The following is a 23772-nucleotide window of genomic DNA, read 5'->3' as shown; positions in this document are numbered from 1 at the left end:
GCTCATCACCCCAGCTTCGCCATCGCCGTCGCGGTATCGACCATCCGGTTGGAGAAGCCCCATTCGTTGTCGTACCAGCTGACGACGCGCACCAGCTTGCCGTCCAGCACCGCGGTCTCCAGGCTGTCGACCGTCGAGGATACCGGCGTGTGGACGATGTCGATCGACACCAGCGGTTCGTCCGAATAGTCCAGCACGCCCTTCATCGGCCCTTCCGCGGCCGCCTTCAGCAGCGCGTTGACCTCGTCGCGAGTAGTGTCGCGCTTGGGGGTGAAGGTCAGGTCGATCAGGCTGCCGTCCGGGGTCGGCACGCGTACCGCCGAACCGTCCAGCTTGCCCTTCAGCTCGGGCAGCACTTCGCCCACCGCGCGCGCGGCGCCGGTGGTGGTCGGGATCATGCTCATCGCCGCGGCGCGCGCCCGGCGCAGGTCGGGATGGATCTGGTCCAGGATCTTCTGGTCGTTGGTATAGGCGTGGATGGTGGTCATCAGCCCGCGCTCGATGCCGATCGCATCGTTCAGCACCTTGGCCACCGGCGCCAGGCAGTTGGTGGTGCACGATGCGTTCGACACGATCGTGTGCCCGGCCTCCAGCTTGTCGTGGTTGACGCCATAGACGACGGTCAGGTCGACGCCCTTGGCCGGGGCGGAGATCAGCACCTTCTTCGCGCCCGCGTCGATATGCTTCTGCGCGCTGGCGCGGTCGGTGAAGAAGCCGGTGCATTCCAGCACCAGATCGACGCCCAGTTCCTTGTGCGGCAGGTTGGCCGGATCGCGCTCGGCGGTGACGCGGATGCGCTTGCCGTCGATCACCATGTCCTGCCCGTCCGCCTCGACGGTGCCGGCATATTTGCCGTGGACGCTGTCGCGGCTGAACAGCCAGGCGTTCGACTTGGTATCGGCAAGGTCGTTGATCGCCACCAGTTCCAGCTCGCTGCCGCGCTCCAGCAGTGCGCGCGCCACCAGCCGGCCGATACGTCCGAAGCCGTTGATCGCTACCTTCGTCATGATGCCTCCCTCGCCCGATATTCGGTGAACGGCGGGTCTTTGCGCAGGCGCGGGCGCGTCCGTCAACCGCCGCGGCGCGTCATCCCGTCCGGTAACGGGGCGCGATCGGGCTTGTCGGGGCTGGCACGCGATCCTATCGCAAGCGCCATGGACAATCCCGCGATCACCCGGCTCGAAGCCGCCATCGACCGTATCGAACGGGTGGTGGAGGACCGCCGCACCGCCGCCGCCGTGATGGAACGCCGCCACGCGGCGCTGCGGCAACGGATGGGCGAGGCGGTGGCCGCGCTGGACGAGATCATCGCCGGCGAAGGAAACGACTGATGGCGATCGTCACGCTCAGGATCGGCGACACGACTCACGACGTCGGCTGCCGCGACGGCGGCGAGGACCGGCTGCACCAGGCCGCGGCGATCATCGAGGAACATTGGGCCGACGCGCGCCGCGCCGCGGGTGCGGGGGGCGCGAACCGCGCCTTCCTGCTCGCCGCGCTGATGGTCGCGGACCAGCTGATCGACGAACGGCAGAAGCCGCCGCCCGAAACGCCCGAGGCGGCCGCGCTCGACCGGCTGACCCGCCGGCTCGAATCGCTTGCCGACGCCCTTGAGAATGCCGCGCCGAGCGCCTAGATCGTCAGGCGGCGGGTTCTGCCCGGTACGAGCCTGAAATTATCCCTGAGGCTATTCATCATCCATGGGGGTTGTCCCTGCCTGGGCCCTGGCCCGACGCACATGATCCCCACCTGACGTACTGGGCGTCAGTGGATACTTTGGCCAACGGCCATGGCGGTCCCGCCACCCCGCCCCCCCCTTCCTCCGCGCACCGTTTTCCGCACAGGAGCCGCGATGACCGACAAGCGACCCTTGCGCACCGCGATCCGCGCCGCGCGCGATGCCTTCGCCGCCGCGCCGCACCTGCCGATCGGCGTCGATCCGGCGTTCGAGGCGCTGCTGGCCCCCGGCCTGGTGGTCGCCAGCTACGTCCCGATCGGCAGCGAGGCGGATCCCGCCCCGCTGGAGCGTGCCGCCACCGCGCTGGGCTGCCGGCTGGCATTGCCGCACGTCGTCGACCGCGCGACGCCGCTGCGCTTCCTGCGCTGGGATCCGGACGCGGCGCTGGGCAGCGGCCCATTCGGCCTGAGCCAGCCGGCCGCCGATGCCGAGCCGCTCTCCCCCGATATCGTGCTGACCCCGCTGGTGGCGTTCGACCGCGCGCTCAACCGCCTGGGCCAGGGCGCGGGCCATTACGACCGCGCCTTCGCCGCCTGGCCCGGTGCGCGCCGGATCGGCGTCGCGTGGAGCGTGCAGGAGGTCGCGGCGATTCCAGCCGATTCGTGGGACGTGCCGCTCCACGCCATCGCCACCGAACGCGAATGGATCGCGGCATGACGCCCCGTCCGGCACCATCGTGGCGCAAGCCGGTGGGGATGCTCGCGATCCTGGCGCTGATCTTGGTGTGGTGCGTCGCGGTCGCGTCGCTGTCGGGCGTGGTCGGCGGTTGGTGGTGGCCGGTACAGGCGGTCTTCTACCTCGTCACCGGCATCGTCTGGATCGCCCCGCTCAAGCCGCTGCTGCGCTGGATGGAAACCGGGCGCTGGCGGTAACCGGCGCGCGCGTCGTCATCCGGATATAAGCCCGCGATCCGGGACGACTTGCTGCAGGCAGCAGGCATAACACTCGGTAATGAAGGGATTTTCCACGCTATCCGCTGCGGTCAACCGCAGGGATGGCGCGAGTGACGGGGCTCGAACCCGCGACCTCCGGCGTGACAGGCCGGCGCTCTAACCAACTGAGCTACACCCGCTTGGAGAAGCGTGAGGCGCGCCAACTAGGCGGCGCGCCGGGGGCTGTCAACGCTTATTCGTCGTCTTTTTCACGAAGCCGCCAGCCGCTTCGCCCCTCGCCCGATTTCTGGCGCGTCAGCGTGCCGTGTTCGAACAGGAAACCGGCGATGTCGGGGCGCCCCGCGGCGGACAGGATCGTCTGCACGATGATGAGGATCGGCACCGCCAGCAACGCCCCCACCGTGCCCCACACCCATCCCCAGAAGCTGATCGAGATGAGGATCATCACCGGATTGATGGTCAGCCGGTGCCCGACGATCAGCGGCGTCACCACATTCGCCTCGATCAGGTGCGCGCCGTACATGATCGCCGGCGCCGCGAGCGCGGTCCATACGTCGGAAAAGGTCATCAGCCCGCCCACCGCCAGCAACAGCGCGGCGACGACCGGCCCGAAATAGGGGATGTAGTTCAGCAGCGCGACGATCCCGCCCCACATCAGCGGGAACGGCATGCCCAGCAGGTGCAGCGCCCCGGCGATGATCGCGCCCAGCGCGACGTTGATCGCGGTGATGGTGCCCAGATAGCTCGATACATCGTCGACCATTTCCTGGAGCACCCGCGCGGTCGCCATCGCGCCGCCGAAACTGGCGCGCTCGGTGATCATCCGCTCGCGCAGGCGGGTCCAGCCCGACAGGAAGAAGAAGCTGACCAGGATCGCGTAGAACACCTGCACGATCACCGCCGGTGCGGATGTCGCGGCCAGCTCGACGATCGAACTGGGCGGCGCCACCGCGGCGGTCGGCGAAGGGCGCACGGGCGTGCTGGCGATCTGCCGCAGCGTGCGGTTGGCGTAGCGTTCCAGGCTGGAATACAGGTCCAGCAGCGGCGCCAGGTTGTTCTGGATGCGGTTGATCCGCGTCGGCAGCAACCGGAAGAACTCGGTCGCCGGCACGACGATCGCGGCCAGCGCGATATTGGCGACGATCAGGAACAGCACCACGCACAGCAGCGCCGCCACCGCCGACGGCAGCCGCCGCCGCTCCAGCCATTCCAGCAGCGGGATCAGCGCCAGCGACACGACCAGCGCGACCGCGGTCGGCATGAAGAACTCGGCCCCCTCCTTCAACGCGAAGGGCAGCCCGACCATCAGCCCCAGCCCGGCGGTCAGCGTCAGCGCGGCGAGCAACCGGTCGCGGCGCAGCGCGATTACCGGGTCGCTGTCGGGCGCGACGGGATAGCCCAGCGTATCGGTCGGCGGGACGGGTGCGACGGACGGGGCGGGAGGCGAGGGATCGGACATGACGCGACCTAACGACATTGGAGGAGCCGCAACAAGCGTCGCGACGGGATCAGGCAGGCGAAGACGGTCGCTCGGCGGATCGTCAGCCGCCCGGCGGCGCGGCGCCCTGCCCTTCGCCCGCGTCGTCGAGGTAGAGATAGTCCGGCTCGAACTCGCTCACCCGCGCCATCCGCGGCAGGTTCAGGATGCGCACCTGTCCGCGCGCCATATCCATCAACCCGTCCTCGCGCAGCCGCCGCAGCGTGCGGTTGACGTGCACGCCGGTCAGCCCGCACGCCTCGCCCAGATCCTGCTGCGTCAGCGGGAAGGCGAAGGTGCCGTCGGTCGCCCTGCCGACCACGCGCAGCCGGTGATAGCTTTCCATCACGACGTGCGCGACCCGCCCGACCGCATCCAGGCGTCCCAGGCGAAAGATCCATTCGCGGTGCAACGCCGCGTCCAGCAGCGTCGATCGCCATAACAGCCGCGTCAGATGCGGATGCTCCGCCAGGATCGCGTCGATCCGCGCATGCGGCACCATCGCCACCCGTGCCTCGGTCAGCGTGCCGACATCATGGTCCAGCCGCTTCAGCGGATAGCCGTGCAGGTCGATGAAGTCGCCGGGCAGCTGCAACGCCACCAGCTGGCGGAACCCGTCGCGCGCATCCATGTACCGGCACATCACGCCGTCCAGCAACAGCGTGCTGTACCGCACCGGCTCGCCGCGATGCGTCATGATCGTGCGCGCAGGCAGCGTCTCGACGCGCTCCACGGCGGCTTCCAATATGTCCTTTTCCTGCGCCGACATGGCGTGGCGGCCACGCCCGCGCAGGAAATCCTTCGTCACCCGCATCCCGCTCTCCCCGGCTACGGCCAGATGCCGTAACCGCAGCGAAACGATTCAGGCGGCGATGCGATCCTCGAACAGGGATTTCAGATCGCGTTTCAGGATCTTGCCGTTGGCGTTGCGCGGCAGCATGTCGGCGGTGAAGCGGATCGCCACCGGCACCTTGAACGCCGCCAGTCGCGCGCGCACCCAGTCCTGCAATTCCGCCTCGCTGGCCTGCGCGCCCGGCGCCAGATGCACCACCGCCGCCGGCTCCTCGCCCAGGATACGGTGCGGCAGGCCGATCAGCGCACAGTCGGTGACCGCCGGGTGATCGTACAGCACGTTCTCCACCTCGGTCGAGTAGATGTTCTCGCCGCCGCGGATCACCATGTCCTTGGCGCGGTCCAGGATGAAGCAGAAGCCCTCCTCGTCCAGCCGCGCCAGATCGCCGGTGCGCACCCATCCGTCGACGAACGTCGCCGCGCTCGCCTCCGGCTTGTTCCAATACTCCTTCACGATCATCGGCCCGCGCGCCCACAATTCGCCGATCTGCCCGGTCGGTAGCACGGTCACGCCGTCCTCGGCACGGATCTGCAGGTCCGCGACCGCCACCGGCGGCCCGCAGCTGTCGGGCCGGTTCAGATAATCCTCGCCGCTGTGTGTCGTGACGGTCGCGGTCGTCTCGGTCATGCCCCAGCCGTTGCCCGGCGCGGCCTTCAGCTCGGCGGCGATCTTGCGCACCAGTTCGGGCGCGGACGGCGCCCCGCCATAGCCGACGCTCTCCAGGCTCGACAGGTCGTAGCGGTGGCGTTCGGGATGCTCCAGGATCTGCCACGCGATCGTCGGCACCCCGCCGGTCACGTTCACCTTCTCGCGCTCGATGATCTCCATCGCGCGCACCGCCTCGAACTTGCGCATGAAAATGTTCGTGTGCCCGGCCGCCATCGCGCCCATCAGGCCCGCCGACAGCGCGGTCGCGTGGAACAGCGGGATGACCGTCAGCGATACCTTGCGCACCGGATCGGGCAGCGGCTGGCCGCTGCGCAGGATGCTGCGCGCCGCGGCATAGCCGCTCGACAGGATATTGGTCATGAAGTTGCGATGCGTGGCCAGCGCCCCCTTGGGCTTGCCGGTGGTGCCGCTGGTGTACAGGATCGTCGCCTCATCCTCGGGCGACAGGTCGGCCTCGGGCAGGTCGCGGTCGGGCAGCGCGGCCCAGTCGTGCGGGGTGCCGATCACGTCCTCGATCCGCGCCGCGCCCTCCAGCGGCGTGGCGGCACGCGCGACGATGACGTGGCGTAGCGCCGGCAGGTCGCCGCGGTGCGGCGCCACGCGCTGCCACCGCTCGTCATCCGCGACCAGCAGCACCGCACCCGAATCGGCCAGTCCGTAGCAAAGCTCCTCGGCGGTCCACCAGGCGTTCAGCGGCACCGCGATCGCGCCGATCGTCGTCGCCGCGAAGAACGCGACCACCCATTCGGGCAGGTTGCGCGCCGCCACCGCGACGCGGTCGCCCTTTTCCACCCCCAACGCGCGGTAATGCGCCGCCAGCGTGGCGATCGCGCGGAACTGCGCCTCGAACGTCACGCGCTCGTCGTCGTGGATCGTCGCCAGCGCCGCGCCATGCGTGCGCGACAGCCGCACCAGCGCGGCCATGTGCGGCGGCGCGTTCTTCCAGATGCGCGTCGGGATGCCGCGGATGTCGACCGTTTCCATCTCGAACCGCGCGCCCGGCGCCGTCAGCGCGGCGCGGACCTCGTCCATGCCCATCGCGGGCCAGGCCTGGTTGCTCGTCACGCGTATCCCTCCGTTCGTCGCCCGATCCGACTTGAAGATCGGGTTCGTTTCCGGTCGAGACTAGAGTTGATTTCCGTCCCGCTCAAGCGGTAGGAGTCGATCAGCATTTCGAACCGCTGGTATGGAGAGGCCATGAAGATCGCGAACCCCGGCAAGCATGGCTTCGACCCGCGCCGGCTCACCGCGATCGATGCCTTCGTCAAGGATCGCTATCTCGATCCCGGCCACCTGCCGCACGCCCAGCTGCTGATCGCGCGCGACGACCAGATCGTCCATTTCAGCGCGCAGGGCGCGGCGCGCGACGGCGCCGCCGCGGCCATCGACGAATCGTCGCTGTTCCGCATCGCCTCGATGACCAAGCCGATCACCTCGGTGGCATTCATGATGCTGGTGGAGGAAGCGAAGGTCGCGCTCGACACCCCGGTCCACCACGTCCTGCCCGAGCTGAAGGGCGTCGGCGTCTATGACGGCGGCGGCGCGGGCGTGCCGTTCGTGACGAAACCGTGCGCGCAGCCGATGCGGATGGTCGACCTGCTGCGCCACACCGCCGGCTTCACCTATGGTTTCCAGAACCGCAGCAACGTCGACGCCGCGCATCGCGAGCTGAAGCTGGAGAACTGGCACGGCAATTACGACCTCGACGGCTTCGTCGCCGCGCTCGGCAAGCTGCCGCTCGAATTCTCCCCCGGCACCGGGTGGAATTATTCGGTCGCCACCGACGTGCTCGGGCTGGTGGTGGAGCGCGTGTCCGGCATGAAGCTGCCGCAATTCTTCGCGGAACGGATCTTCGCGCCGCTGAAGATGCACGACACTTTCTTCACCGTGCCCGGCGACAAGGTCGATCGCCTGACCGACTGCTACACCGTCGTTCCGGGCAAGGGCCGCCAGATGTTCGATCGCGGCGCGGAGAGCATGTGGTCCACGCCGTTCAGGTTCATGTCCGGCGGCGGCGGGCTGGTGTCGACCGCGCTCGACTATCATCGCTTCTGCTGCATGTGCCGGAACGGCGGCGAGCTGGACGGCGCGCGCATCCTGGGGCGCAAGACCCTCGATCTGATGACGCAGAACCACCTGCCCGGCGGCGCCGACCTGTCCCAGCTGTCGCGTTCGCTGTTCAGCGAGACGCAGAACGCCGGCACCGGCTTCGGCCTCGGCTTTGCGGTGACGATCGATACCGCGCGCTCGATGATGCCCGGGTCGGTCGGCGAATATTACTGGGGCGGGATGTTCTCGACCGCCTTCTTCATCGATCCGGTGGAGCGGCTGCACATGGTCTTCATGACGCAATTGTCGCCGTCCATGCTCTACCCGATCCGGCGCGAGCTGAAGACGATGATCTATGCCGCGCTGACCTGATCGCCCCGCACCGTCACCCCAGCGAACGCGGGGGTTCCTGGCGGCTCAAGACCCCAGCCTTCGCTGGGGCGACGTTTTAGGAGACTGAAAAGCAATGACTTCCCCCGTCCGCACCGAACGCCATGGCGACATCCTGGTCATCATTTCCGATTCGCCCCCGGTCAACGCGCTCGGCGCGGCGGTGCGCGACGGGCTGGAGGCCGGGGTGAAGGAGGGCGTCGCCGATGCCAGCATCACCGCGATGGTGCTGCGCTGCGACGGCCGCACCTTCTTCGCCGGCGCCGACATCACCGAATTCGGCAAACCGCCGAAGGGCGCGTCGCTCCACGACGTGATCGAGATGATGGACGCCAGCCCCAAGCCGATCGTCGCCGCGATCCACGGCACCGCATTGGGCGGCGGGTGCGAGGTCGCGCTGGCGTGCCATTATCGCGTCGCCGTCCCCTCGGCGAAGCTCGGCCTGCCGGAAGTGAAGCTGGGCCTGCTGCCCGGCGCCGGCGGTACGCAGCGGCTGCCGCGCGTCGTCGGGGTGAAGGCCGCGCTGGAGATGATCGCGATCGGCGATCCGATCCCGGCGCAGAAGGCCGCCGACGTCGGGCTGGTCGACAAGGTCGTCGGGGAAGGATCGCTGGAGGCCGATGCCATCGCCTTCGCAAAGGAGATCGCCGCCACGCGCCCGATCCCGCGCGTCCGCGACAAGACCGCCACTCCCGATCCCGACGCGGTCGAGGCGTTCCGCAAGGCCAATGCGCGCAAGATGCGCGGCTTCGACGCGCCGGAAGCGTGCATCGCCTGCGTCGTCGCCGCCAGCGAAAAGCCGTTCGACGAGGGCATGACGTTCGAGCGCGAACAGTTCATGAAGCTGATGACCGGCACGCAATCCGCCGCGCAGCGCCACATCTTCTTCGCCGAGCGGCAGGCCGCCAAGATCGACGACGTCGATCCCAAGACCCCGTTGCGCCCCATCAACCGCGTCGGCGTGATCGGCGCCGGCACGATGGGCGGCGGGATCAGCATGAACTTCCTGTCGGCGGGCATTGCGGTGACGATCGTCGAGATGCAGCAGGAGGCGCTCGACCGCGGCACCGGCGTGATGCGCAAGAATTACGAGGCGTCCGCCGCCAAGGGCCGGATCAAGCCCGACGCCCCCGAAAAGGCGATGGCGCTGCTCACGCCGACGCTCAGCCTCGACGATCTGGCCGACTGCGACCTCATCATCGAGGCGGTGTATGAGAATATGGACGTAAAGAAGGACATCTTCACGAAGCTGGACGCGATCGCCAAGCCCGGCGCGATCCTGGCCAGCAACACCAGCTATCTCGACATCGACGAGATCGCCGCGGTGACGAAGCGGCCCGAGGACGTCGTCGGGATGCACTTCTTCTCCCCCGCCAACGTCATGAAGCTGCTGGAGGTCGTCCGCGGGGAAAAGACCGCCAAGGACGTGCTCGCCACCGTGATGGATCTGGCCAAGAAGATCCGCAAGGTCGCGGTGGTCGCGGGCGTGTGCCACGGTTTCATCGGCAACCGCATGCTCGCCCCGCGCCAGCTGGAGGCGAACAAGCTGCTGATGGAGGGCGCCACCCCGCAGCAGATCGACAAGGTGCACACCGATTTCGGGATGCCGATGGGGCCGTTCCAGATGGCCGACCTGGCGGGTGTCGACATCGGCTGGCACCGCGATCCGTCGCGGATCGAAAGCATCCGCGACGCGCTCGCCGCCGAGGGGCGCTGGGGGCAGAAGAAGGGCGCCGGCTTCTACGATTACGACGAGAAGCGTAACCCCACCCCGTCGCCGCGCGTCGCCGAGATCATCGAGGATTTCCGCAGCCGCTCGAACCTGCAGAAGCGCGAGATCACCGACCAGGAGATCGTCGAGCGCACGCTCTATCCGATGGTCAACGAAGGCGCGCTGATCCTGGAGGAAGGCAAGGCGCAGCGTGCGTCGGATATCGATGTGGTGTGGATCTACGGCTACGGCTGGCCGGTCTATCGCGGCGGCCCGATGTTCTGGGCACAGACCGAAGGCCTGCCGAAGGTCGTCGCCGGGCTGGAAAAGCACGGCTTCAAGGTCGCGCAGAGCCTGAAGACCGCCGCCGACACCGGCGGTTCGTTGTGATCCTCCGCGGCACGGGGAGGGGGACTGCGCCCGCAGGGCGTGGTGGAGGGGGCCGTCCGCGGGCGCCCCGTTCGCGGCGATCCCCCTCCACCATGCTGCGCATGGTCCCCCTCCCCGTACCGGGGAGGATGCAATGACCGAACCCACCGCCCTCGCCACCGCCGCCGCGATCCGCGCGGGCGAAACCACCGCGCTGGCCGAGACCGAAGCCGCGCTGGCCCGGATCGCGGAGCGTGACGGCGCGCTCAACGCGGTGGTGGTGCGCGACGGCGATCGCGCGCGTGCCGCCGCGGCGGAGCTGGACCGGCGCATCGCCGCCGGCTTCGACGCGCCGCTGCTCGGCGTGCCGATGACGATCAAGGAAAGCTTTGACGTCGCCGGCCTGCCCACCACCTTCGGGTTCGCGGAACATCGCGGCTTCATCGCGCGGGAAGATGCCGTCGCGGTGAAGCGGCTGAAGGCCGCCGGCGCGATCCTGCTCGGCAAGACCAACGTGCCGCCCGCGCTGTCGGATCTGCAATCGAACAACCCGGTCTATGGCCGTACCAACAACGCGATCGATCCCACGCGCGTCGCCGGCGGGTCGTCGGGCGGCTCGGCGGTGGCGGTCGCCTCGGGCATGGTCCCGCTGGAGTTCGGCTCCGACATCGGCGGGTCGATCCGCGTCCCCGCCGCATTCAACGGCATCTGGGGGCACAAGCCGACCTGGGGCGTGCTGCCGGCCGACGGCCATTATTTCCCCGGCACCGACAGCGCGCGCACCGCTTTGTCGGTGATCGGGCCGCTGGCGCGCGATCCCGCCGATCTGGAGGTCGCGCTGGGCGTCGTCGCCGATCACCCGCTCGCCCCCGCGCATCAGCATGTGTCGGGCACGTGGCGCGTGCTGCTGCTGACCGGCCATCCGCTGGCGCGCGTGCAGGGCGCGATCGTGACGGCGCTGGAGGAACTGGGCGAGCGGATGGCCGCCGCCGGCGCGCACGTCGATCGCACCAGCCCGCTGCTCCCCGATCTGGCGCACCAGCACGCCGGTTACTGGCAGATGCTCAACATCGCCATGTCGCGCCGGATGCCGCTGCCCGATGGCGCCACCCCGCCCGCGCTGGAGGACTGGCTCCACCTCCACGACGAACAGGCGCGCAACCAGCGCGCGTGGCGCCGCCTGTTCGAACAATATGACGTGGTGATCGCGCCGACCATCGGCATGACCGCCTTCGCGCACGACGACACGCCGCTCGCCACCCGCCGGCTCGACGTGGATGGCGAGGATACGCAATTCTTCCACCAGTTCGCCTTCCCCGGCATCGCCACCTTCCCGATGCTGCCCGCCACCAGCGTGCGGATCGGCACCGATCGCGACGGCCTGCCGATCGGGGTGCAGGTGATCGCCGATCTGTTTGCCGACCGTACCGCCATCGCCGCCGCCCGCACGGCGCACGAGCTTTCATGGAGTGACCGATGACGACCGATCTCGACACCTTCCGCGCTGACACGCGCGCCTGGCTTGAAGCGAATTGCCCGCCCGAAATGCGCGAGCCGGTGCGCGGCGAAAAGGATGCCGTGTGGGGCGGACGCGACCAGAGCGCGCTGACCCCGGCGCAGAAACAATGGATGGACGCGATGGGCCAGCGCGGCTGGACCGTGCCGGACTGGCCGAAGGAATATGGCGGCGGCGGCCTGTCGGCGGCGGAAACCAAGGTGCTGCGCGAGGAAATGGCCCGCATCCGCGCGCGCAATCCGCTCAATTCCTTCGGCATCTCGATGCTCGGGCCGGCGCTGCTGAAATACGGGACGGAGGAGCAGAAGAAGCGCTTCCTCCCCGAAATCGCGCGCGGCGAGATCCGCTGGTGCCAGGGCTATTCGGAGCCGAACGCCGGGTCGGACCTCGCCAGCCTCGCCACCAGCGCTGAGGACAAGGGCGATCACTTCCTGGTCAACGGGCAGAAGGTGTGGACCAGCTACGCCGACAAGGCGGACTGGATCTTCTGCCTGGTGCGCACCGACAGGACCAGCAAGCACAACGGCATCAGCTTCGTACTGTTCGACATGGCCAGCGAGGGCGTGTCGACCAAGCCGATCCTGCTCATCAGCGGCTATTCGCCCTTCTGCGAAACCTTCTTCGACAATGTGAAGGTGCCCAAGGAGAATCTGGTCGGCGAGCTCAACAAGGGCTGGGACGTCGCCAAATACCTGCTGGGGCATGAGCGCGAGATGATCTCCGGCATGGGCCTGGGCGGCACCGGCGCGAAGAACCCGCTGATCGAGGTGGCGAAGCGCTCGGTCGGCACCGGCGACGACGGGCAGCTCGCCGATCCGCTGCTGCGCGCGCAGCTGGCGCTGTTCGACGTGCGCGCCAAGGCATTCGCGGCGCAGAGCGAGCGCTTCATCGACGAGCTGAAGGCCGGCCGCGCCCATCCCGCTCAGCCCAGCATGATGAAATATTACGGCACGGAGCTGAACAAGACGCGCTACGAACTGCTGATGTCGGCGGGCGGCTCGGACGAGCTGGAATGGGAAAGCGCGGCGTCGGACGGCGGGCGCGAGGCGCGCGCCTGGCTGCGCACCAAGGCGAATTCGATCGAGGGCGGCACCAGCGAGGTGCAGCTCAACATCATCGCCAAGCGCATCCTGGAATTGCCGTCGTAACGCGCCTGACCCGTCACCCCGGCGAAAGCTGGGGTCTCCCGCTCCAACACATGCCCTCGCGGCACGCAATCCCGGCCTGCGCCAGGATGACGAACGGAAACGAACAATGCCTCTTTTCCTCAACGACGAACAGACGATGCTGCGCGACACCGCGAAGGATTTCGTCAGCGAACATGCCCCCGTCGCCCATATGCGTGCGCTGCGCGATGCGAAGGACGCGACCGGCTTTTCCCGCGACCTGTGGAAACAGTTCGCCGACATGGGCTTCACCGGCATCCTGATCGGCGAGGACGCCGGCGGGCTGGGCCTCGGCCATGTCGAGGCGGGCGTGGTGCTGGAGGAGATCGGCCGCAACCTGTCGCCCTCCCCGTTCCTCACCACCGCCGTCGCCGCGGTCGAGGCGCTGAAGGGCACCGCGCAGGCCAACCGCTGGTTCCCCGGCATCCTGGCGGGCGAGACGGTCGCCGCGCTGGCGATCGACGAGGGCGCCAAGCACCGCAACAGCGTCGGGATGAAGGCCGAGCGTTCGGGCAACGGCTTTCGCCTGTCGGGCGCCAAGCAGTTCGTCACCCATGGTCATGTCGCCGATCTGCTGATCGTCGCGGCGCGCACCGCCGGGTCGCCGGATGACGATGCGGGGGTGACGCTGTTCGCGGTGCCGCGCGACGCCGCCGGCCTCACCGCCACGCCGGAGCGGCTGGCCGACGCCAGCCTCGCCGCGCGCATCGCCTTCGACGGTGTCGAGGTGGATGCCGATGCGGTGATCGGGGAGGTCGATGCCGGCCGCGATCCGCTGTCGCGCCTGCTGCGCGCGGGGCGTACCGGCGCGGCGGCGGAAATGCTGGGCGTCGGCGGCGGCGCGATGGACATGACCGTCGGCTATCTCAAGGATCGCAAGCAGTTCGGCGTCGCCATCGGCAGCTTCCAGGCGCTCCAGCACCGCGCCGCGCATCTCTATGCGGAGATGGAAGTCGCGCGCGCCGCGGTCCTCAAGGCGCAGCAGCTGCTCGACGCCGGCGACGACAAGGCGGATCAGGCGGTGTCGGTGGCCAAGGCGATGACCGGCCTGGCCACCACGCTGGCGGTGCAGGAAGGCGTGCAGATGCATGGCGGCATTGGCATGACCGACGAATATGACATCGGCTTCTACATGAAGCGCGGGCGCGTGCTGGCGGAAATGTTCGGCGACGCCAATTTCCACGCCGATCTGCTGGCGAGAACCGCGGGCTATTGACCCGCCTCGCGCTCCTGCGCACGCAGGGGCCCGGAATCACAAGCGCACCGCGTGTGGCCCTGGGCTCCCGCCTGCGCGGGAGCACGCACGATGACCGACCCCACGCCCACCCCCGCCGATCTCGCCGCCGACCTGGTGGACCTGCTCGACGTCGAGGAGATCGACACCGATCTGTACCGCGGGCGCCGGTCGCGCGGCGGCGTGGGGCGCGTGTTCGGCGGGCAGGTGATCGCCCAGGCGCTGCAGGCGGCGCAGCGGTCGACCGATCCGTCGGGCAAGATCGCGCATTCGCTCCACGCCTATTTCATGCGGGCGGGCGCGGAGGATCATCCGATCATCTACCGCGTCGTGCGCGATTTCGAGGGCAAGAGCTTCGCCACCCGCCGCGTTATCGCGATGCAACGCGGCGCGCCGATCCTCAACATGGCCGCCTCGTTCCAGCTGCCCGAGGACGGCTTCGCACATCAGGATGCGATGCCCGACGTCCCCCCGCCCGAGGAACTGCGGTCGGAGGCCGAGTTGCGCGCCGCTGACAGCGCCGGGGTGGATGAGAAATTTCGCCGCGCGCTGCTGCGCCCGCGCCCGATCGAGCTGCGCCCGGTGTTCCCGCGCCGCTGGGCCAGCCCCGTCCCGACCGATCCGGTCCAGCACAGCTGGTTTCGCATCGTCGCGCCGATCGGCGACGATCCGGCGGTCCACCGCGCGATCCTGGCCTATGCCAGCGACATGTCGCTGCTCGGCACCTGCATGTTGCCGCACGGCGTCAACTGGACCTCGCCGGGGTTCCAGAGCGCCAGCCTCGACCATGCGGTGTGGCTCCACGAACCGTTCCGCGCCGACGAATGGCTGCTGTACACGACCGACAGCCCCTGGGCCGGTCACGGCCGCGGCATGAACCGCGGCAAGATCTTCAGCGCCGACGGCCGGCTGATCGCCAGCGTCGCGCAGGAAGGGCTGATCCGCCTGCGCGAGCCGCGCGGCTGATGACGGCGGGCGTCAGCCCGCGATCATCGCGCGCGCCCGCGCCGTTGCGGCATGGGTGTCGTTGGCCAGTTTCTTGACCTCGCTGGCCACCACCGCGAAGCCGCGCCCCGCCGCGCCCGCGCGCGCCGCCTCGATCGAGGCATTGAGCGCCAGCATGTTGGTCTGCTCCGCGATGCCCGCGATCGAATCGACCACCCGGCCCAGCTTGGTGAGCATCGCGTCGGTTTCATCGCGCCGTTCGTCGGCGACCAGGCGATGGCGCGCGATCTCGCTCAGCTGCGAGCGCAGCTCGCCCTGCCGGCGGACCTCGTCGGTGATATCCGCCGCGAACTTGACGATCCGCTCGACCGTTCCGTCGCGGCCCGGCACCGGGGTATAGGTCGCCTGCAACCACAGGTCGCGGCCGTCCGCGGCCAGCCGGTGGAATCGCCCCGCCTCGGCCTGCCCCGACGACAGCCTGCGCCAGAAGGCGGCATATTCGGGCGATCCGGCGTCCTCGCGCGCGCAGAAGATGCGGTGATGCCGCCCGACGATCTCCTGCAGGCGATAGCCGGCGGCGCGCAGGAACAGCGCATTGGCATTGCGGACGATGCCGTCTGGCGAGAATTCGATCACCAGCTGCGATCGGTCGATCGCTTCCCACAACAGATCGCTCTGCATCGCCACCATCACCACTGCTTCCGTGCCGAACGCGTGCACCCGCAACGGTTAACGCGCCGCTAAGCGATCACGCCGGCTCGACCATTCGTCCCGGTTCGTGGATCGGGCAGCCGTTCGTCCGCGCGCGAAACTCGGCGGAGTGGCGATAGGTGTCGCGGCGCGCGCGGTTGATGTTGCCCAGCGGCTGGTGCGCCGCCAGCCCGGTCCACACGCTGAACCGCATTCCTTCGTCGACCGCCGCGACACGGTCCGCATCCCAGCTGTCCTGCGCCCGCGCCCGCACTACGCCGACGCGCGCGAACGGCGCCTCGGCCTCGTCCCATTCGACGGTCGCATCCTCGACCGGCTGGCGCTGCGGGTCGCGCGCCAGCTGGACGCGGAATTCCCATTCGCCGTCCATCCGCTGCATCTCCTCGCGCACCGTCGCGCGGATCGCGTCGCGGTTCCCGGAGGTGTCGATGATCGCTCCATTGCGCTCGCGCAGCCCCGGCGCCACCGGCTTCAGGCTGAACTTGGCGATATGGTCGCCATATCGGAACGGCGTCGCGCTGTAATAGGTCTCGCCCAGCGGATCGACATTGGGCGCGCCGCCCAGCGTGCGGATCGCCGCGCTCTCGATCCCCACCGCGCTCAGCGCGCCGTTCACTCCGCGCAATACCGCGGACAGCATCTTCTTGCCGCCCTCCGCCACATCGGTCGTCTTCGCCAGCAGCTTCAGGTTGCCCAGGAACGCGTCGGCGCTCTTCGCCTGGAACGCGGTGGCGTTGACCATCACGAAATCCTGCGTGTTCCCCTCGGCACCCGGCAGCCGCTCGCCCGGAACGTCCAGAACCTTCATCGCCAGCCCGCGCGGCAGTGAGATCGCATCGTCCAGGATATCGCCCGGATTGGTCGACAGGCGCAGGAACACCTTGTGCTCGCCCGGCGTCGCGAACAGCCCCTGCGCCAGCTCGGGCGGCAGGTCGGCGTCGATCGTCAGCGTGCCCTCGATGATGCCGTGCGACTTGGCATGGACCGCGCGCACCGCATGGCCGTAATCCTTCGCGGTCGTCTCCAGGATCGTGTCGAACGTCTCGTTCAGCTGGCGGACCACGTCGGCCTCGTCCGGCTTCACGTCCTCGACGGCGGGGGTGTAACGGACGGGCGCGGCCATGATGTTTCTCCTCAGATCGCGGGAGAAACCCGTGTCAGCCGCGACCCGTTCCGTCGCGCGGTCCGCTACACCGCGGTGCGGCCATATTCCTGCTTGGTCACCGGGTGGCTCGACGACAGCCCGCCATCGACCGCGATCGCCTGTCCGTTGACATAGCTGGCATCGTCGCTCGCCAGGAACAGCGCCACCTTCGCCAGCTCCTCGGGCTGCGCACCACGGCGCAGCGGGTTCAGCCGGCCGACGCGGTCCATCTTGCCCGCGTCGCGCGCATAGTCGAACGTCGGCTTGGTCATCCCCGTTTCCGTCAGCCCGGGGCAGATCGCGTTGACGCGCACGTTCGATCCCGACAGCTGCTGCGCCGACACCATCGCCAGGTTGATGACACCCGCCTTGGACGCCGAATAGGCCGGCGATCCCGCGCCCGATCGGATACCCGCGACGCTGGCGGTCAGGATGATCGCCCCGCCGCCTCGCTCGGCGATATGCGGCGCGGCATGCTTCACCGCCAGATACGGACCGATCAGGTTGACGCGCAGCACCTCGGTGATGAGCGATACGTCGGTGTCGAAGATATTGGCCATGCCGCCCGAAATGCCGGCATTGGCGAACATCACGTCCAGCCCGCCGAACCGCTCGACCGCCAGCGCGACCGTCTTCGCCACGTCATCCTCGTTGCCCGCATCGATGCGGATCGCCTCGGCGGTGCCGCCGGCATCGCGGATCGCCTGCGCGGTGGCGTCGGCGGTGTCGTTGATGTCCGCCACCACCACGCGCCCGCCCTCGGCCGCGAACAGCGTCGCCGCCGCGCGCCCGATGCCCGAACCCGCGCCGGTGACGATGATCGATTTGTCCTGGAACCGCATTTCACCCTCCGTCATGCCGGGCTTGTTCCGGCATCCACCGGGCCGCGCGCGCCGGTGATGAATTCATGCGATGCGCCCGCCGCACGGTGGACCCCGGCACGAAGCCGGGGTGACGGACGCGGGGGGTTCAGATCGTCACGCCACCGTCGATCACCATCGTCTGCCCGGTCATGAACGCGCTGGCGGGGCTGGCCAGATAGACGACCGCGCCGGCGATCTCCTCCGGCTCGCCGATGCGGCGCAGCGGGGTGGTCGCGTTGCGCTCGGCCACCGCCGCCTCATCCTCCCACAATGCCTTGGCGAAATCGGTCTTGATCAGCCCCGGCGCGATGCAGTTCACGCGGATGCCGTGGCGGCCGTATTCGTGCGCCAGGTTGCGCGCCAGCTGCATGTCGGCGGCCTTGCTGATGCAATAAGCGCCGATCACCGTCGATCCGCGCAGGCCGCCGATCGAGCTGACGATGACAATGCTGCCCGCGCCGCGCTGCTTCATCTCCGGCGCCACCATCGAAATCAGCCAGTGGTTGGAGATGATGTTGTTGTCCAGGATCTTGCGGAACTGGTCGTCGGCGATCCCTTCCTGCGGCCCGTAATAGGGGTTGGACGCCGCGTTGCACACCAGCACGTCGATCCGACCGAACGCTGCGCGCGTCGCATCCACCAGCGCCTGCAACCCGGCCTTGTCGGAGATATTGGCCGCCACCGCGATCGCGGTCCCGGCCCCGAAACGCGCGTTGATCTCGCCCGCCACCGCCTCGCACGCATCCTGCTTGCGGCTGGAAATCACCACCTTCGCGCCCTGTTCGGCGCAGGCGATCGCGCTCGCCTTCCCGATCCCGCGCGACGATCCGGTGATGAGCACGACCTTCCCGGTCAGATCGAACAGCGACATCATCCCTCCTGGAGTTCCCGGGCATCACCCCAGCGCAGGCTGGGGTCTCCCCGTTTCTTGTGCGGCGCCGGCTAGGCCCCTGCCTTCTGCGCAAATCCCCACGCCGCATCCGCCAGCATCGGCACGCGCTTGGCGGTTTCCTCCGCACGCGCATTGCTGGCGGTGCCGATCAGCACGCGCTTCTTGATGCCCTGGACGATGCTGGCCAGCCGGAAGAGGTTGAACGCGAAATACCAGTCGAGCTGCGGCACGCCGTCGCGCCCGGTCCGCGCGCAATAGCGTTCCAGCATCTCCTCCAGGTGCGGAATGCCGGTGTCGGGACCGGTCAGCCCCATCACGCCCGATCGCCCTTCCGGTTCGGTCACCCAGCTCATCAGATAATAGGTCAGGTCCGCGATCGGATCGCCCAGCGTGCACAATTCCCAGTCCAGCACCGCCAGCACGCGCGGCTCGGTACCGGGCGCGAAGATCATGTTGTCGACGCGATAGTCGCCATGGACGATCGACGTGCGCGTCTGCTCGGGCACCGTGCGCGGCAGCCATTCGATCAGGCTTTCCATCGCGGGCATGTGCTCGGTCTCGGCACCGCGATACTGCTTGATCCAGCGCGATACCTGCCGCTCGAAATAATTGCCGGGCCGCCCGAACGTCTCCAGCCCGGCGGCGACATGATCGACATTGTGCAGGTCGGCCAGCGTGTCGATCATCGCATGATAATGGTCGCGACGCTGCGCCGGGGTCAGGTCGGGCATCGCGCCGTCCCAGATCGTCCGTCCGACGACCATCTCCATGACGTAGAAGGCCGAACCGATCACCGCATCGTCCTCGCACAGGCCGTACTGGCGCGGCACGGGGAAGCCGGTGGGGTGCAGCGCGGCCATCACGCGATGTTCGCGGTCCACCTGGTGCGCGGACGGCAGCAACTCGCCCATCGGCTTGCGCCGCAGGACGTAGTTGCGCGCCGGCGTCTGCAACTTGTACGTCGGGTTGGATTGCCCGCCAGCGAACTTGGCATAGGTCAGCGGGCCTTCGAAGCCCTCGACATGCGCCTGCATCCACGCGCTCAGGCGATCGGTGTCGAGCCGGTCGCGCTCGGCGATCTCGGACTGAAGATTGCTGTCGGTCATGCGTCGAAGGTAATGACGCTGCGCGTCGCGTCGCCCTTGCGGAGCTCGTCGAACGCATGGTTGATCCGGTCGAGCGGCACGCGCTCGGCGATGATCGTGTCGAGGTCGAGCAGACCGCGCTGGTAGAAGTCGACCAGCCGCGGGATATCGACGGGGAAGCGGTTCGATCCCATCAACCCGCCCTGCAATTTCTTGCCCGACAGCAGGTCCATCGCCGACAGCCCGACCTTTTCCGACAGCGGCATCATCCCCAGGATCGTCGCGGTGCCGCCGCGGCGCAGCACCGATACGGTGGTCGCCGCCGACTGCGGGCGTCCGACCGCCTCGATCGCATGGTCGACCCCGCCCTTCGACAGTTCGACCACCTCGGCCACGACGCCCTCGGCCAGCGCATCGAACGTGTGGGTCGCGCCCAGCTTCTCGGCGATTGCGCGCTTTTCGGGGACGGGGTCCAGCGCGATGATCTTGCCCGCGCCGGCGATCTTGGCGGCGTTGACCGCGGCCAGCCCGATCCCGCCGCATCCCACCACGCACACCGTCTCGCCCGGCGATACGTCGCTGGTGTTGAACACCGCGCCCGCGCCGGTCGTCACGGCGCAGCCGATCAGCGCGGCCCGGTCCAGCGGCATGTCGCGGTCGATCGCGACGCACGCATGTTCGTGGACCAGCATCATCTCGGCATAGGCGGACAGGTTCAGCATCTGGTTGACGACGCCGCCGTCCGCCAGCGTCAGCCGCGGCGCCTCGCCCTTGCCGCGCCGCGTCTCGCCGCTGACGCACAGGAACATGCGGCCGGTGATGCAGAATTCGCAATGTCCGCAAAAGGCGGACAGGCAGGTGACGACATGGTCGCCCGGCTTGACGGTGCGCACCTCGCTGCCCACCGCCTCCACCACGCCCGCCGCCTCATGCCCGGGGATCGCGGGCAGCGCGTGCGGATAGGTGCCGTCGACGAAATGCAGGTCGGACCGGCACACGCCGACCGCGCGCGTGCGGATCAACACCTCGCGCGGGGCCGGCTTGGCGACGACGACGTCCGCCACCTCCAGCGGTTGTCGCGTCTCGAACAGGACTGCGGCCTTCATGTTTCGGTCCTCTCGCTATCGTCCTGCCGCCGCGCTTACCGGCTCACCCCGATATCGCCGCTCGACACCTCCGGCCCGCGGTCGTTCGACGGGCGCTCGGCCTTCCATTCGCCATGCTTGCCGAATTCGTTGCGGGCGATCGCACGGTTGTGGACCTCGTCCGGGCCGTCGGCGAAGCGCAGCGTGCGCATCGCGGCCCAGGCATGCGCCAGCCCGTAATCCTCCGCCACGCCGCCGCCGCCATGCGCCTGGATCGCATCGTCTAGGATCTGCAGCGCCATGTTGGGCGCCTGCACCTTGATCATCGCGATTTCCTGCTGCGCGGCCTTGTTGCCGGCCTTGTCCATCATGTCGGCGGCCTTCAGGCAGAGAAGGCGCGTCATTTCGATGTCGATGCGCGCGCGCGCGATCCGCTGTTCCCAGATCGAATGGTCGGCGATCCGCTTGCCGAACGCGACGCGGCTCAGCAGCCGCTTGGCCATCTTCTCGATCGCGACCTCGGCGACGCCGATCGTGCGCATGCAATGGTGGATGCGCCCCGGCCCGAGCCGCCCCTGCGCGATCTCGAACCCGCGCCCCTCGCCCAGCAGGATGTTCTCCACCGGCACGCGCACGTTGGTGAAGCTCACCTCGCCATGGCCGTGCGGTGCATGGTCATAGCCATAGACCGACAGCATCCGCTCGATCTTCACGCCCGGCGTGTCCATCGGCACCAGGATCTGGCTCTGCTGCTGGTGGCGCGATCCCTCGAAGCTGGTCTTGCCCATCAGGATGCCGATCTTGCAGCGCGGATCGCCCACCCCCGACGACCACCATTTGCGGCCGTTGACGACATAATGGTCGCCGTCGCGCTCGATCCGCGTCTCGATATTGGTGGCGTCGGACGATGCGACCGCCGGCTCTGTCATCAGGAAGACCGAGCGGATCTCGCCGTTCATCAGCGGGCGCAGCCACTCCTCCTTCTGCGCCAGCGTGCCGTAGCGGTGCAGCACTTCCATGTTGCCGGTATCGGGGGCGGAGCAGTTGAAGCATTCGCTCGCCCATCCCACCCGGCCCATCTCCTCGGCGCACAGCGCATATTCGAGGTTGGTCAGCTGCGTGCCCTCGAATTGGAACGTGTCGTCGACATGCTGCTGGCCCGAATGCGGCGGCATGAAGAAATTCCACAGCCCCGCCTCGCGCGCCTTGGCCTTGACCTCCTCGATCACCGGGATCACCTTCCACGGATCGCCTTCGTGGTGCTGGCGGTCGTGCTCGGCCTGGCGGGGGGCGATTTCCTTGGCGATGAACTCGCGGACCCGGTCGCGGAAATAGGTTTCCCGTTCGCTCAGCGTGAAATCCATCGCATCTCTCCAATTCGGTTTCGGATGCGGGCTTAGGCCATACCGCATCTTCGGTAAAGCGCCTGTTTGATCGCGATACCCCCGCGTCACCGTGGCGATGCGATGCGCAGGAAAAGGGACTGTACCTTCGAAACGCGCATGCTAACGTGACTCGGATGGGGGACGTCCACATCAGCGAAAACACCAGCACGCGCCGCTTCCGGGAAAAGCGCGAGGCGATCCTGGCCGCCGCCGCGGAAGCGATCAACGAACAGAGCGCGAAGGGCATGACCTTCGCCGATGTCGCGCGCCGCGTCGGGCTCAACACCACCAGCGTCACCTATTATTTCAAGCGCAAGGAGGATCTGGCCGCCGCCGCCTTCGAACATACGCTCGACTATCTGCTGGCGATGCTGGACGAAGCGGCGGAGGCGACCACGCCGGAGGAGCGCGTCGGACGCTTCGTCGCGATCAACATGGCGCGGCTGGCGCGGATCGAGCGCGGCGAGGAACGCCCGTTCGCGGTCCTGTCCGACCTGCGCGCCATGGACGAGCCGGCGCGCGGCCGCCTGATGACCACCTGGCGGGAGGTGTTTCGCCGCACCCGCGCCTTGTGGGGGGACGGTCTGGGCCGCGCACGCACCGATCTGGCGGGCGCGCGCGCACACGTCCTGCTGGAGAACATCTTCTGGTTGCCGGTCTGGCTGCCGCGTTACGACGCCGATCAATATGCGCGGATCGAAGCCTGGCTGATCGACTTCTTCCGCCGCGGCGTCGCGGGGCCGGGCGCGCTGTGGGCGCCGCGCCCGATGGAGGTGCCGGTCGACGACGTCGTACCGGGGCGCGAGGCGTTCCTGCTCGCCGCCACGCGGCTCATCAACGAACTGGGCTATCGCGGCGCGTCGGTGCAGCGGATCGCGTCGGAACTGAACGTCACCAAGGGCAGCTTCTACCACCATCTGGATGCCAAGGACGATCTGGTCGTCGCCTGCTACCGCCGCAGCTTCGACACGATCACCGCGACGCAGGCGCTGGCCGATCGCATGGGCGGCACCCACTGGCAGCGGCTGTGCGATACCGTCGCCGCGCTGCTGGCGGTGCAATTCTCCGATCAGGCATCGCTGCTGCGCACCACCGCGCTCAGCGGGCTGCCCGCGGGGGAGCGCCAGTCGATGGTCGACCGCTCGAACCGCATCGCGCGCCGCATCGCCGGCACGATGATGGACGGCATCGCCGAGGGGACGATCCGCCCGCTCGACTGCCTGGTCGCCAGCCAGGCGATGATGGCGCTGCTCAACGCCGCGTTCGACATGCGCAAATGGGCCTGGCCGATGCCGCGCGACCGCGCGATCGCGCTCTACGCCTCCACGCTGATGTTCGGCATGTTCGACGACCGCGCGCTGGAGGCGTGAGCGACGGCAAACGGATCGGGCGACATGCCCGCGCCCTCCCCGTCACGCCGGACGTGATCCGGCATCCATCGCCGCGCACGCGCTGAACTGGCTGACGACGCGGAACGGTGAAGCCGGGACGAGCCGAAAGCTCCCCGAACCGCGCTGCCCGCACCCGGCAAAGTCCGTCACCTCGGACCCGTTCCGGCATGACGAACGGACGCCATCGCCTCCGACGACGACACCCA

22 protein-coding genes and 1 tRNA gene are annotated in these 23772 nt (G+C 68.5%); 11 read left to right on the top strand and 12 right to left on the bottom strand.

Going from position 1 to position 23772, the window contains the following annotated elements:
• Window positions 1-5: 5 nt before the first annotated feature.
• A complete protein-coding gene (gap, locus tag COA17_RS04525) occupies window positions 6-1007 on the bottom strand; it encodes a type I glyceraldehyde-3-phosphate dehydrogenase (RefSeq protein WP_066489138.1) in 1002 nt (333 codons plus the stop codon).
• Window positions 1008-1154: 147 nt separating this feature from the next.
• Here gap and COA17_RS19280 point away from each other — a divergent pair, with 147 nt between their 5' ends.
• The 4 genes from COA17_RS19280 to COA17_RS04510 all read left to right on the top strand — a co-directional run bounded on the left by COA17_RS19280 (window position 1155) and on the right by COA17_RS04510 (window position 2610).
• Window positions 1155-1331 (top strand): hypothetical protein, encoded by a 177-nt coding sequence (locus tag COA17_RS19280; protein ID WP_176484793.1) that lies wholly within the window; start codon window positions 1155-1157, stop codon window positions 1329-1331.
• Entirely contained in the window at window positions 1331-1636 is a 306-nt protein-coding gene (locus COA17_RS04520; RefSeq protein WP_066489136.1) for a cell division protein ZapA, read from the top strand. The genes COA17_RS19280 and COA17_RS04520 overlap by 1 nt, the downstream gene beginning before the upstream one ends.
• Window positions 1637-1852: 216 nt before the next feature.
• Window positions 1853-2395, top strand: coding sequence for a 5-formyltetrahydrofolate cyclo-ligase (locus COA17_RS04515; RefSeq protein WP_066492004.1), 543 nt, complete (start codon window positions 1853-1855; stop codon window positions 2393-2395).
• Window positions 2392-2610: a DUF2842 domain-containing protein gene (locus COA17_RS04510; RefSeq protein WP_082741115.1), complete on the top strand. Its 219-nt coding sequence runs from the start codon at window positions 2392-2394 to the stop codon at window positions 2608-2610. Before COA17_RS04515 ends, COA17_RS04510 begins: the two co-directional genes overlap by 4 nt.
• Window positions 2611-2733: 123 nt before the next feature.
• Here the strand turns inward: COA17_RS04510 and COA17_RS04505 are convergent.
• The 4 genes from COA17_RS04505 to COA17_RS04490 form a co-directional block, all read right to left on the bottom strand.
• Window positions 2734-2810 (bottom strand) — tRNA-Asp (locus COA17_RS04505).
• Window positions 2811-2863: 53 nt separating this feature from the next.
• Entirely contained in the window at window positions 2864-4090 is a 1227-nt protein-coding gene (locus COA17_RS04500) for an AI-2E family transporter (protein WP_082741113.1), read from the bottom strand.
• An 82-nt stretch (window positions 4091-4172) separates the two neighbouring features.
• Window positions 4173-4922: a Crp/Fnr family transcriptional regulator gene (locus tag COA17_RS04495; RefSeq protein ID WP_096610380.1), complete on the bottom strand. Its 750-nt coding sequence runs from the start codon at window positions 4920-4922 to the stop codon at window positions 4173-4175.
• 48 nt (window positions 4923-4970) lie between these two features.
• Window positions 4971-6668, bottom strand: coding sequence for a class I adenylate-forming enzyme family protein (locus tag COA17_RS04490; RefSeq protein WP_096610825.1), 1698 nt, complete (start codon window positions 6666-6668; stop codon window positions 4971-4973).
• A gap of 159 nt (window positions 6669-6827) precedes the next feature.
• Between COA17_RS04490 and COA17_RS04485 the strand changes: the two genes are divergently transcribed.
• The 6 genes from COA17_RS04485 (at window position 6828) to COA17_RS04460 (ending at window position 15031) form a co-directional block, all read left to right on the top strand.
• Window positions 6828-8051, top strand: coding sequence for a serine hydrolase domain-containing protein (locus COA17_RS04485; RefSeq protein ID WP_096610378.1), 1224 nt, complete (start codon window positions 6828-6830; stop codon window positions 8049-8051).
• A 94-nt stretch (window positions 8052-8145) separates the two neighbouring features.
• A complete protein-coding gene (locus COA17_RS04480) occupies window positions 8146-10170 on the top strand; it encodes a 3-hydroxyacyl-CoA dehydrogenase NAD-binding domain-containing protein (RefSeq protein ID WP_096610376.1) in 2025 nt (674 codons plus the stop codon).
• Between the two features lie 133 nt (window positions 10171-10303).
• Complete coding sequence (locus COA17_RS04475; RefSeq protein WP_096610374.1) at window positions 10304-11629, top strand: amidase family protein; 1326 nt, start codon at window positions 10304-10306, stop codon at window positions 11627-11629.
• Window positions 11626-12813 carry an acyl-CoA dehydrogenase family protein gene (locus COA17_RS04470; RefSeq protein WP_096610372.1) on the top strand — a complete coding sequence of 396 codons (1188 nt, stop codon included), beginning with the start codon at window positions 11626-11628 and terminating at the stop codon, window positions 12811-12813. Before COA17_RS04475 ends, COA17_RS04470 begins: the two co-directional genes overlap by 4 nt.
• Window positions 12814-12919: 106 nt before the next feature.
• Window positions 12920-14047, top strand: a complete 1128-nt coding sequence (locus COA17_RS04465; RefSeq protein ID WP_096610370.1) for an acyl-CoA dehydrogenase family protein — start codon at window positions 12920-12922, stop codon at window positions 14045-14047.
• Between the two features lie 90 nt (window positions 14048-14137).
• The gene (locus tag COA17_RS04460; RefSeq protein ID WP_096610368.1) at window positions 14138-15031 is read left to right on the top strand and encodes an acyl-CoA thioesterase; all 894 of its coding nucleotides are present in this window, start codon (window positions 14138-14140) and stop codon (window positions 15029-15031) included.
• 12 nt (window positions 15032-15043) lie between these two features.
• On the opposite strand, the gene COA17_RS20030 is transcribed toward COA17_RS04460, so the two are convergent.
• The 7 genes from COA17_RS20030 to COA17_RS04425 all read right to left on the bottom strand — a co-directional run bounded on the left by COA17_RS20030 (window position 15044) and on the right by COA17_RS04425 (window position 22154).
• Window positions 15044-15700: a methyl-accepting chemotaxis protein gene (locus tag COA17_RS20030; protein WP_096610823.1), complete on the bottom strand. Its 657-nt coding sequence runs from the start codon at window positions 15698-15700 to the stop codon at window positions 15044-15046.
• 58 nt (window positions 15701-15758) lie between these two features.
• Complete coding sequence (locus tag COA17_RS04450) at window positions 15759-16844, bottom strand: catalase family protein (RefSeq protein WP_096610365.1); 1086 nt, start codon at window positions 16842-16844, stop codon at window positions 15759-15761.
• Window positions 16845-16909: 65 nt separating this feature from the next.
• Window positions 16910-17722 (bottom strand): SDR family NAD(P)-dependent oxidoreductase, encoded by an 813-nt coding sequence (locus tag COA17_RS04445; RefSeq protein ID WP_082741045.1) that lies wholly within the window; start codon window positions 17720-17722, stop codon window positions 16910-16912.
• 112 nt (window positions 17723-17834) lie between these two features.
• Window positions 17835-18599 carry an SDR family NAD(P)-dependent oxidoreductase gene (locus COA17_RS04440; RefSeq protein ID WP_066490726.1) on the bottom strand — a complete coding sequence of 255 codons (765 nt, stop codon included), beginning with the start codon at window positions 18597-18599 and terminating at the stop codon, window positions 17835-17837.
• A gap of 71 nt (window positions 18600-18670) precedes the next feature.
• On the bottom strand, window positions 18671-19726 hold the full coding sequence (locus COA17_RS04435; RefSeq protein ID WP_096610363.1) for a phosphotransferase family protein: 1056 nt from the start codon (window positions 19724-19726) through the stop codon (window positions 18671-18673).
• Window positions 19723-20811, bottom strand: a complete 1089-nt coding sequence (locus tag COA17_RS04430) for a Zn-dependent alcohol dehydrogenase (protein WP_066490715.1) — start codon at window positions 20809-20811, stop codon at window positions 19723-19725. The genes COA17_RS04435 and COA17_RS04430 overlap by 4 nt, the downstream gene beginning before the upstream one ends.
• Window positions 20812-20846: 35 nt before the next feature.
• Window positions 20847-22154, bottom strand: a complete 1308-nt coding sequence (locus tag COA17_RS04425) for an acyl-CoA dehydrogenase family protein (RefSeq protein WP_096610361.1) — start codon at window positions 22152-22154, stop codon at window positions 20847-20849.
• A 155-nt stretch (window positions 22155-22309) separates the two neighbouring features.
• On the opposite strand from COA17_RS04425, the gene COA17_RS04420 reads away from it, so the two are divergent.
• A complete protein-coding gene (locus tag COA17_RS04420) occupies window positions 22310-23545 on the top strand; it encodes a TetR/AcrR family transcriptional regulator (protein WP_066490615.1) in 1236 nt (411 codons plus the stop codon).
• Window positions 23546-23772: the final 227 nt, after the last annotated feature.

Origin of the sequence: Sphingomonas ginsenosidimutans (assembly GCF_002374835.1) — a bacterium.
In the GTDB taxonomy this organism is placed as follows: Bacteria; Pseudomonadota; Alphaproteobacteria; order Sphingomonadales; family Sphingomonadaceae; genus Sphingomonas; species Sphingomonas ginsenosidimutans.
This window is presented reverse-complemented; position numbering and strand designations above follow the sequence as displayed.